Here is a 10,573-nt window from a genome sequence, read left to right as displayed (position 1 = left end):
CGGGCCCTCGCGCGGCGCGCGGCCTCAGCCCGGACGGGACGGGCGGGCGTGCTGGGCGGCCAGCCGCACCGGCGCGTTGACGGCCCCGTAACCGCGGTACCCGCCGACCCGCTGGACGACCTCGAAGAAGACCCGGCCCGTCGTGACCGTGTAGAAGTGCAGGAACTCGCCGTGCTCGTCCCGGTCGTAGAGCAGCCCGAGCTCCCGGAGCAGCCGGTGCCGCTCCGCCCCCAGGTCGTGGCGGGACTCCAGGTCGTCGTAGTAGTTGCCGGGGACGGCCAGGGGCTCGTGCCCGGCCGCGCGGATCCGGCGGGCCGTGGCCGCGATGTCGCGGCTGGCCAGCGCCACGTGCTGCCACCCCACGTCCGGGCCGCCGTCATGGGCGCCGACGTAGGCGACGTTGAGCGCCATCCGGACCCGCCCGTCCTCGGTGGACATCGCCCGGCTGCGCAGCAGCCCGTAGGGATCGGGGAGCTCCAGGCTCTCGTGCGGGCGCAGCCCGAGCACGCTGCGGTAGAACAGGGACGCCTCGTCGAGGTGGTGCCACGGCTGGGTCAGCGCGATGTGGTCGATGTGGGTGATCTCGCCCGCTGCGCCCGCGGCGCTCACAGCGCTCGCGGCGTCCCGCCGGTTCTTGGAGAAGTCGGCGGTCCAGCTCAGGTGGTCCGGACGCGCGGTGCGGCAGAAGAACAGCTCCGTGCCGTCGGGCGCGGCCACGGCGTCCAGCGGCGCGTCGTCCGGGTCGCGCAGCCGCGGCAGGACGGGGGACAGCAGCGCCTCCGCGCGCTTGACCGAGGCGGCGGGGTCGGGGGTCTCCAGCCCGATCGCGTTGAGGACCGGCCCGTCCGCGCCGTCCGGCGCGCCGCTGTTCAGCAGGACGCGCGCCTCCCCCTGCTCCCACAGCTCCACGGGCTTGCCGCGGTGCGTCCCCGTCCGGACGAAGCCGAGCGCGCCGAGCACCCCGCTCACCTCGGCCTTCTCCGGCACGGCCAGCTCGGCGAACGCGAAACCGCTCGGCACGACGGGACGCGGCGGCACCGCGGAGCCCGCCGGCGCGGCGGGGGAGCCGACCCGCTCCTCCAGGGCGATGAGCGACCGCATGGCGTCCCGGGCGGTGCGCATCGCCGCCGCCTGCCGGAAGATGTCGTTGAACACCTCCAGCGACAGCGGGCCCGCGTAGCCGGTCCGCAGCACGTGCCGCACCAGCCCGGCCACGTCCAGGTCCCCCTGCCCGGGGAAGCAGCGGTAGTGCCGGCTCCAGTACAGGACGTCCATCGGCAGGGACGGCGCGTCGGCGAGCTGGAGGAAGAAGATCTTCTCGCCGGGGATCGTCTCGACGGGGTACGGGTCGGCGTCCCGGGCGAGGATGTGGAAGCTGTCCAGGCACAGGCCGAGCGCCGGGTGGTCGGCCGCCCGCACGATCCGCCAGGCGTGCATGACGTCGTTCACGTGCCGGCCCCACGCCAGCGCCTCGTAGGCGACGCGGATCCCGTGCTCGGCGGCCCGCTCCGCGAGGAGGCGGAGCTGCTCGGCGGCCAGCTCGTCGTCATCGACCGCGGCGGGGGAGACGTTCGAGCAGACCAGCAGCCGCGTGGCGCCGAGCCGCTCCATCACGGCGAACTTGTGCTCCGCCCGCCGCAGGCTCGCCGCGAGGCGGTCCGGCGGGACCGCCTCGAAGTCCCGGAACGGCTGGTACAGCTCGATCGCGAGCCCGAGGTCGGCCGCGCGCCGGCGCACGTCCTCCGGGGCCATGTCGCTGGAGACCAGGTCGTTCTCGAAGATCTCCACACCGTCGAACCCGGCGGCGCCGATGGCGGTCAGCTTGTCGGCCAGCGACCCGCTGAGCGACACGGTGGCGATGGACCTGCGCATGCCGCGGCACGCCTCCCTTTATGGACGAACTAGTACGTTAGCGTAGTCGTCCGGCCGGCCGCCGTCCATGACGCGCCGCGGCACCGCGTCAGGGAACGGTGTCAGAAGACGGTGCCCGCGTCGTTGGCGACCAGGTCGTCGGTGGCCCGCTCGGCGACCGCGGCGATCGTCATCGACGGGTTGCAGGCGGCGGTGGTGCCGGGCAGCAGCGCGCCGTCCAGGACGTAGAGGCCGCGGTGCCCCGCGACCCGCCCGGAGAGGTCGCAGACCGTCCCCATGGACGCGCCGCCGAGCGGATGCCAGGTCGACGGGTACGCCCCGGTCGTGTCGACCAGCATCGACGACGACCCGGTGATCCTGGTGACGCGCTCGTCGATGCGCCGGTAGAGGGGGTCGTCGGCGCCCTTGGGCCACTGGAGGACGGCGTCGTCCTTCCTGGAGTCGTAGACGAACCGGCCCCGCCCCGCGCTCACGCCGTAACCGACGATCATGGTGGAGCGCAGGTTGACCGGCAGCGGCGGCAGGGACGCCTGGATGACCGTGTTCGCGGTGGCCGGGTCGTCCCACTCCTTGCTGCCGTAGACGACGGGGCCGCCCTGCGGGACGCCGAAGTCGTCGGCGAAGTCCGTCCAGACGTAGATGCGGTCGCCGTTCGACCCCCAGCCGGAGCCGAGGCCGTCGGGCATGTCCGGGATGGCGCCCTTGGCCGAGGCGCGCATCAGCAGCCTGGTGGTCCCGGCCGTCCCGGCGGCCATGACGAGCGCCTGCGCGGTGATGATCTTCTTTTCGAGCACGGTGCCGTCGGTGCCGATGCGGTCGGCGTGCACCTCCCACCGCCCGTCCGGCGCCATGGCGACGTCGGTGACGTTGTGCTGCGTCGCGACGGTCACCAGGCCGGTCGCCTGCGCGGCGGCGATGTAGGTGACGTCCACCGAGTGCTTGCCGCCGTTGTTGACCCCGAGCGCGCAGTCCCCGTTGGTGTAGGACGGCTTCATCTCGCCCTTCAGCTCGCGCAGCGCGTAGGACCAGTCGATCGGCATCGGGATCTTCTCGACCGTGTAGCCGGCGCGCCGGACGTCCGCGGCGAACATGCGCGCGGGCTTGTAGGTCGTGCTGCCGACGAGCTCGTCCGGGGCCGTCTGGAGCCTCAGCATCCGCGCGACGCGCCGGTAGTAGACGCTGTCCATGCGGGCGTAGTCGAGCCGTTCGGGCAGGGTGGCGTTGAAGACGCTCTCGCTGGGTTGCAGGCTCATGCCCTGGTAGATGAGCGATCCGCCGCCGACGCCCGCGGCGACGATCATGTCCATGCCGTTGCCGGGCACCTGCTCCAGCAGCCCGGTGTAGTGCTCGAACGGATCGGCCGAGATGCCGAAGATGGTCGGGGTCGACCCAAGCCAGAACATCCGCTTGTCGGGGGACGTGGCGTGCGGGAACGTTTCGGCGTTCGGCCCGGTGCGCCACCAGACGCCGCGCTCCAGGACCAGGCACCGCACCCCCGCCTGCGCGAACCGCAGGGCCGTCACGCCGCCGCCGAACCCGGATCCGACGATCACGACCCGCTCCTCCGAGCGGGTCACGGGGATCCGGGTCCGCGCGGCGGCGCGGGCCGGGCGCCGCGAGGTCCCGGCGGCGGCCAGCCCGGCGGTGGCGGCGGCTCCGGCGAGCAGGGTCCGGCGGCTCAAGTCGGACATGGATCGCTCCATTCGGCGGGGGTGGGAACGAGGCCGTCATGGCGGGCAGGAGCCTCGTCACGCCGTCAGGTGATGATCAGCGTGGCCTCACCGTAGGTCGCCGCTCACGTCCGGGAGTAGCGGCGGGACGACAAGTTCGCAGGTGGGCGATTGATCGGCGCTGACTAGACGCGGACACCGTTCGTGCGACAGTGCGCAAGGAACGCTTACGAACGTGAGCGGTGGCGGCGTTCAAGGCCGGCCACGCGGTCTAGGGTGGTGGCGTCCTCGGTACGGGGACGCGAAGCGGCGCCCACCGGGCCGTGAGGGAACGTGTTCTGAGCATGATCCCGGCCTGGTGAGCGCCGCGGTTCGTGTGGACCCGCGCGGGTCCTCCGCCTCTGGCGTCAGCCGCCCTTGGCCGCGGTCAGGCGGGCGGCGACGTCGTTCCAGTTGACCAGGTCCCAGAGCTTCTCGACGTAGTCGGGGCGGACGTTGCGGTATTGCAGGTAGTAGGCGTGCTCCCAGGCGTCGAAGACCAGCAGGGGCGTGGCGCCGATGCCGACGTTGCCGTGGTGGTCGTAGACCTGCTGGACGATGAGGCGCCGCCCGAGCGGCTCCCAGCCCAGCACGCCCCAGCCGGAGCCCTGGACGGTCGCGGTCGCGCTGGTGAGCTGCTTCTTGAACGCCTCGAAGGAGCCGAAGTGCTCGTCGATCGCGGCGCCGAGCTCACCGTCGGGGCGGTCGCCGCCGTCCGGGGACAGGTTGTCCCAGAAGATCGTGTGCAGCACGTGCCCGGACAGGTTGAACGCCAGCGTCTTCTCCAGCCCGACCAGCCCGCCGAGCTGCTCCTTGTCGCGGGCCTCCGCCAGCTTCTCCAGCGTGTCGTTGGCGCCCTTGACGTAGGCGGCGTGGTGCCTGGAGTGGTGCAGCTCCAGGATCTCGCCCGTGATGGCGGGTTCAAGGGCGGCGTAGTCGTAAGGGAGATCGGGAAGCGTGTAGGTCATGCCGCCACTATTGCAAATAGTTCGCATCTGCATCAAGGATGCAGATGTGGTCCGGCCGCCGCCGCGCTCCACCCCGGGGCCGGTGGACGCGGCGCGCACGGGACGTGTGAGCATGGCGCAGCGGCGGTCGGCCCGGACCGCCGCGATCGCCGCCGGTGGAACGCCGGCCCGCAGGGGAGGCGTGGCCCAGTGACGTCCGAGCCGAGAACGTGACCGGGCAGGCCGAACTGCTCGGCTTCGCCGCCGGCGCGCTGATCGCGATGGCGACCGCGCCGGTCGGGGTGTCGGGCGCGGTGTTCCTGCTGCCGGTCCAGCTCAGCCTGCTGCACGTCCCGAGTCCCGCCGTCACCCCGACCAACCTGCTGTTCAACGTGGTCGCCGGTCCCGGCGCCCTGGTCCGCTACCACCGCCAGGGAACGCTCGCCGGCCCACTCACCCGGCTGCTGGTCGCGGGGACCCTTCCCGGCGTCGTCGCCGGAGCCCTCATCCGGGTCTACGCCGTCCCCGGCCCGGCCGTCTTCCGCGCCCTGGTCGCCGCGCTGCTGCTCCCGCTGGGCCTGTGGCTGTGCGCCCGGACCCTGCGCCCGCCGCAGGACCACGCCGGCCGGCCGTCGACGCGCTTCGTCACGACCCTGGCGCTGGGGGTCGGCACCATCGGCGGGATCTACGGCATCGGCGGCGGTTCCCTCCTCGGCCCCATCCTCGCGGGCCGCGGCATGCCCATCACCGAGGTCGCGCCCGCCGCGCTCGCGTCCACGTTCCTGACCTCGGTGACCGGCGCCTCCGCCTATGCCGCGCTCTCCCTCACCGCCCACGGCGACATCGCCCCCGACTGGGCCCTCGGCCTGACCTGCGGCCTCGGTGGTCTGGTCGGCGGGTACGCGGGGGCCCGCCTGCAACCCCGGCTCCCCGAGACCGCGCTGCGGCTCACGCTGGGACTGCTGGCCACCGCGCTGGCCGCGCTCTACCTCGTCCAGGCGGTCACCTGACCGGCGCGCTCCCGGCTCGGACGTCCGCCTCCGGGGACAGGGTCCGCTGCATGAGCAGCGTGTCGATCCAGCGGCCGTGCTTGTAGCCGACGCCGACCAGGCGTCCCGCGCCGGCGAAGCCGAAGCGGCTGTGCAGCGCGACGGAGGCACCGGTTCCGGTGTCGGCGATGACGGCGATCATCTGGCGCAGGCCCGCCCGCGCGCACCGGTCCAGCAGGGCGCCGAGCAGGGCGCCGCCCAGCCCGAGGCCGACCCGGTCCGGAGCGAGGTAGATCGAGTCCTCGACGGTGCGCCGGTAGGCCTCCTTGGAGCGCCACGGACCGGCGTACGCGTACCCGGCCACCTCGCCGTCCACGTCCGCGACCAGGAACGGCAGGCCCCGGCCGGCGAGCGCGTCGAGCCGCCGCCGCCATTCGGCGACGGCGGGCGGGCTCTGCTCGAAGGTGATCACGGTGCCGGTGACGTAGTGGGCGAAGATCTCGGCCACCGCCGCCAGATCGGCCGGGACCGCGGGACGGATGATCGCTTCGGGAGAGGCCACACCATCGTCTTCTCTATAGCGGAATCTTTTGCCATCATAGAGCAATGGTCGATCTTGCGGCAATGGGGGAGCGCCTCCAGGCGCTGCGGCGCGAGCAGGGGCTGACCCTCCAGCAGCTGGCCCGGGCGGCGGACGTGAGCGTGAGCATGCTGTCGTCGGTCGAGCGCGGCCGGAAGGCGCCGACGATCGTGGTGCTCTCCCGGATCGCCGACGGGCTCGGCGTGCCGCTCGCCGACCTGGTCGGCCGGCCCGACGCCGATCGGGTCGTCGTGCGCCGCGCCGCCGACCAGGACAGCGTGGACGAGCCGGGAGGGTGGCGGCGGACGATCCTCACGCCGGTCGTGCCCGGCGTGAACTTCGAGTGGATCCGCACCACGCTGCCGCCCGGATGCGACGCGGGCCGGTTCCCGGCCTACGCTCCCGGCTCGCACGAATTCATCGTGGTCGAGACCGGCACGCTGCGGCTGACGATCGCCGACACGTCCGTGGATCTGCACGAGGGCGACTCGGTCTACTTCGCCGCCGATACCGCTCATGCGTACGCCAATGATGGCGTGGGTTCGTGCACCTACTACGTCGCGGCGCTCATCATGCGTCCCCGCACGGCCCGGCCCTAGGCCCGCTGATCCGGCGTGTCGCGGGGGCCGCTGCGCGCGGCGCGGCGGCCGTCTGCCCCCAGTTTCACTTTATAGCAGATCAGCGGCCCTCATGAGGCGCGAAAAAGTCCTTCATACTTGCCGCCGTTGCGAACCGATCCGGCGAACGAGGGGCAGCGGAATTGCGTTACGTGATGGACTTCGAGCAGATCGATTCGACGCTCGTCGCCGAGGTCGGCGGCAAGGGGGCGCACCTGGGCGACCTCCGGCGCATCGACGGCGTCCGCGTCCCGGACGGCTTCGTCATCACGACGGACGCCTTCCAGCGGGTCGTGGCCGAGGCGCCGTCGATCGGCGCTCGGCTCGACGAGTTGTCGCGCGTGGACCCGGACGACCGCGAGGCGGTCCGCGTCCTGAGCGCCGACGTGCGCCGCGCCGTTGAAGGGCTCCCGCTGCCGGACGACCTCGTGGCGGCGATCGGCGGGGCGCTCGCGCGGCTGGGGGAGGACGCCTCGTGCGCGGTGCGCTCCAGCGCGACGGCCGAGGACCTGCCGACCGCGTCCTTCGCCGGGCAGCAGGACTCGTACCTGAACATCGCGGGCCGGGCGGAGATCCTCCGGCACGTCCGGCGGTGCTGGGCCTCGCTGTTCACCGAGCGGGCGGTGACCTACCGGCGCCGCAACGGCTTCGACCACCGGAAGGTGCGGATGGCCGTGGTCGTCCAGCGGATGGTGGTCCCGGACGCGTCCGGGATCCTGTTCACCGCGGACCCCGTCACCTCGAACCGGAAGGTCGCCACCGTGGAGGCCGCCTGGGGGCTCGGCGAGGCGCTCGTCTCCGGCCTGGTCGCCGGGGACGTCTACACCGTGCGCGACGACCGGGTCGTCGGCAGCGCGATCGCCGCCAAGCCGCGGCTGGTCGAGGCGTCGCCGCAGGGCGGTACCCGGGAGACGCCGATCGACGAGCAGCGGCGGAAGGAGCCGGTCCTGACCGACGCGCAGGTCGTGGAGCTGGTCCGGCTGGGCCGCCGGATCGAGGCGCACTTCGGGCGGCCGCAGGACATCGAGTGGTGCCTCGCGGGCGGCGACGTCCACATCGTGCAGAGCCGGCCGATCACCACGCTGTTCCCCATTCCCGCGACCGATGACGAGGAGAACCACGTCTACATCTCCGTCGGCCACCAGCAGATGATGACCGACGCGATGAAGCCGCTGGGGCTCTCGATGTGGCAGCTGACGACCCCGCGGCCGATGGACGAGGCGGGCGGGCGGCTGTTCGTCGACGTGGCGCCCCTTCTCGCGACGCCCGCCGGGCGCGCGAGCCTCCTGGAGACCGCGGAGAGGGCCGACCCGCTGATCAGCGACGCGCTGCGGACCGTCCTGGACCGCGCCGGCTTCCTCCGCTCGCTCCCGGACGACGGCGACGGCGACGGCGCCGCCGCGCCCGCCGCGCTCGCCACCGCACCCGCCGCGATCGAGACCGATCCGGCCGTGGTCACCGAGCTGATCCGGGAGAGCGAGGAGTCCGTCGCCGCGCTGCGGCGCGAGATCGCGGACCTGTCCGGCCCGGCGCTGCTCGACTTCATCGTCGCCGACCTCGCCGAGCTGAAGCGCATCCTGTTCGCTCCGCGGAGCCATCAGGCGATCATGGCGTCGATGGAGGCGACCTGGTGGCTCAACGACCACCTGGAGGAGTGGCTGGGCGAGACGAACGCGGCCGACGCGCTCGCGCAGTCGGTGCCCCACAACGTCACCTCGGAGATGGGCCTGGCGCTCCTCGACGTCGCGGACACGATCCGGCCGCACGCGGAGGTCGTGGCGTTCCTGGAGCGCGTCGCGGACGAGCGCCGGAAGGGCGACGGCTTCCTGGACGAGCTGGCCGGCCTGCCCGGCGGGCCGGAGGCGCGGGCCGCGATCCGGGACTACCTCGACCGGTACGGCATGCGCTGCGCGGGCGAGATCGACATCACCAGGACGCGCTGGAGCGAGGAGCCCGCGACGCTCGTCCCCACCCTTCTCGGCAACATCAGGAACTTCGAGCCGGGCGCCGGCGCGCGGCGCTTCGCGGAGGGCCGCGAGGAGTCGCTCCGCAAGGAGCGCGAACTGCTGGCGCGCCTGCGCGAGCTACCGGACGGGGAGCGGAAGGCCGAGGAGACCAAGCGGATGATCGACCGCCTCCGCACCTTCGCCGGGTACCGCGAGTACCCCAAGTACGGCATGGTCAGCCGCTACTTCGCCTACAAGCAGGCGCTGCTGCGGGAGGCCGAGCGCCTCGTCCGGTCCGGTGTCCTGCGCGACAGGGACGACATCTTCTACCTGCGCTTCGAGGAACTGCACGAGGTCGTCCGGACCGGCACCGCGGACGCCGGGCTCATCATCGAGCGGCGGCGGGCGTTCCGGTCGTACGAGGCGCTCACACCGCCCCGGGTCCTCACCTCGGACGGCGAGGCCGTCACCGGGCGGTACCGGCGCGACGGCGTCCCGCCCGGTGCGCTGACCGGCCTCCCCGTGTCGGCCGGGACCGTCGAGGGCCGCGCCCGCGTCGTCACGGACATGGCGCAGGCCGACCTCGAAGCGGGCGACATCCTGGTCACCGCCTACACCGACCCGAGCTGGACCCCTCTGTTCGTCACGGCCGCCGGGCTGGTGACGGAGGTGGGCGGCCTCATGACCCACGGAGCGGTGATCGCGCGGGAGTACGGCCTGCCCGCCGTCGTGGGCGTGGAGCAGGCCACCCGGCTGATCCAGGACGGGCAGCGGATCCGCGTCGACGGCACCGACGGACACGTCCAGATCCTGTCCTGAATCGGGCGGGCCGGATCGGACCCGGTCACCCGGGCGCGGGCGGGGTGGGCGCGGGAGCCGTGCGCCACGCCCGAGCCCGGCTCGCTCATCCCGAGCGCAGCGGTGATCTCCGCCCGGAGGATGGGGACTTGCCCGGCAGGAGCCGGTTCGCGTCGAACAGCGTGCGCTGCCATCGGCGCGCCCACTCATCCGGCGGCGCCCTCCCGCGCGCGTTCCGCCAGCAGCGCCCTGCGGTGCGTGGACGCGGGCCCCAGCAGCAGGTCGCAGGCCTTGGCTCGCTTGAGGTAGATCTGCAGCTCGTTCTCCCACGTGTAGCCCATGGCGCCGAAGAGCTGGTAGCCGTGCTCGAACACGATCCGCTGGCACTCGCCCGCGGACGCCTTGGCCATCAGCGCGGCCTCCCGGCGGCGCGGGTCGTCCTCGGCGATGGTCAGCGCGGAGTAGTACGCCAGCGCGGTCGCCCGCTCGATGGCCACGTACATGTCCGCCGCCTTGTGCTTGACGGCCTGGAACGAGCCGATCGGCACGCCGAACTGCTCGCGCTGCTTCACGTGCGCGACCGTGAGGTCCAGGATGCGGCGGCAGGCGCCGACCGCGGTGATCGCCAGCCCCATCAGGGTCAGGTCCGGGATCCCGGCGACGAGGTCGGAAGCCTCGACGTGCGCCATGTGGAGCGTCGGATCGAACACCGGGACGGGTTCGGCGCCGACGTCCGATCCCTTGGCCACGACCACGCCCGAGCGGGTGAGCAGCGCGATCTCGTCGGCCCTGTCGGCGTCCAGGACGAACCGTCCGGTGCCGTCGCACACCCCCGTCCCCGTCCCCTCCGGCAGCCGCCCGGCGAGCGGCGCGAACCAGGTCGCCGTGGCGAGGAAGGGAGTCGGGTCCGCGACGTACCCGAGCTCGTCGAGCACGATCGCCAGCTCGACCGGAGGGGCTTCGAGCCATCCCAGGTCCAGGTAGGTCTTCCAGAGCTGCTCCTGCGGCAGCGTCCGCGACCGCTCCACCGTCTCCCGGACCATCTGCCGCAGCAGCTTCTGGTCCTCGTCGAACTCGATGTCCATGGGCCCCTTCGCTCCTCGGGCGACAGGATG

General features: G+C 72.9%; 8 protein-coding genes. 3 read left to right on the top strand and 5 right to left on the bottom strand.

Annotated elements, in window-relative coordinates; all coding sequences use genetic code 11:
- Positions 1-24 precede the first annotated feature (24 nt).
- From E1300_RS30855 to E1300_RS30845, 3 genes are all read right to left on the bottom strand, one after another.
- Positions 25-1,872, bottom strand: coding sequence for a bifunctional sugar phosphate isomerase/epimerase/4-hydroxyphenylpyruvate dioxygenase family protein (locus E1300_RS30855; protein ID WP_131760624.1), 1,848 nt, complete (start codon positions 1,870-1,872; stop codon positions 25-27).
- 101 nt (positions 1,873-1,973) lie between these two features.
- Positions 1,974-3,563: a GMC oxidoreductase gene (locus E1300_RS30850; protein WP_131760623.1), complete on the bottom strand. Its 1,590-nt coding sequence runs from the start codon at positions 3,561-3,563 to the stop codon at positions 1,974-1,976.
- 386 nt (positions 3,564-3,949) lie between these two features.
- Complete coding sequence (locus E1300_RS30845) at positions 3,950-4,549, bottom strand: superoxide dismutase (RefSeq protein ID WP_131760622.1); 600 nt, start codon at positions 4,547-4,549, stop codon at positions 3,950-3,952.
- 155 nt (positions 4,550-4,704) lie between these two features.
- On the opposite strand from E1300_RS30845, the gene E1300_RS30840 reads away from it, so the two are divergent.
- Entirely contained in the window at positions 4,705-5,538 is an 834-nt protein-coding gene (locus tag E1300_RS30840; protein ID WP_242619489.1) for a TSUP family transporter, read from the top strand.
- On the opposite strand, the gene E1300_RS30835 is transcribed toward E1300_RS30840, so the two are convergent.
- Positions 5,531-6,079 carry a GNAT family N-acetyltransferase gene (locus E1300_RS30835; protein ID WP_131760621.1) on the bottom strand — a complete coding sequence of 183 codons (549 nt, stop codon included), beginning with the start codon at positions 6,077-6,079 and terminating at the stop codon, positions 5,531-5,533. The two genes, E1300_RS30840 and E1300_RS30835, sit on opposite strands and share 8 nt — an antisense overlap.
- Before the next feature lie 44 nt (positions 6,080-6,123).
- On the opposite strand from E1300_RS30835, the gene E1300_RS30830 reads away from it, so the two are divergent.
- Both E1300_RS30830 and rph read left to right on the top strand, forming a co-directional pair.
- Entirely contained in the window at positions 6,124-6,696 is a 573-nt protein-coding gene (locus E1300_RS30830) for a helix-turn-helix domain-containing protein (RefSeq protein WP_131760620.1), read from the top strand.
- A 173-nt stretch (positions 6,697-6,869) separates the two neighbouring features.
- Positions 6,870-9,479, top strand: coding sequence for a rifamycin-inactivating phosphotransferase (rph, locus tag E1300_RS30825; protein ID WP_131760619.1), 2,610 nt, complete (start codon positions 6,870-6,872; stop codon positions 9,477-9,479).
- A 185-nt stretch (positions 9,480-9,664) separates the two neighbouring features.
- Here the strand turns inward: rph and E1300_RS30820 are convergent, their stop codons facing one another.
- A complete protein-coding gene (locus E1300_RS30820; RefSeq protein ID WP_131760618.1) occupies positions 9,665-10,543 on the bottom strand; it encodes an acyl-CoA dehydrogenase family protein in 879 nt (292 codons plus the stop codon).
- Positions 10,544-10,573: the final 30 nt, after the last annotated feature.

It is taken from the genome of Actinomadura fibrosa, assembly GCF_900659615.1.
GTDB classification, from domain to species: domain Bacteria; phylum Actinomycetota; class Actinomycetes; order Streptosporangiales; family Streptosporangiaceae; genus Spirillospora; species Spirillospora fibrosa.
Note: the sequence above shows the minus strand (reverse complement) of the source record. Positions and strands in the feature narration are given on the sequence as shown.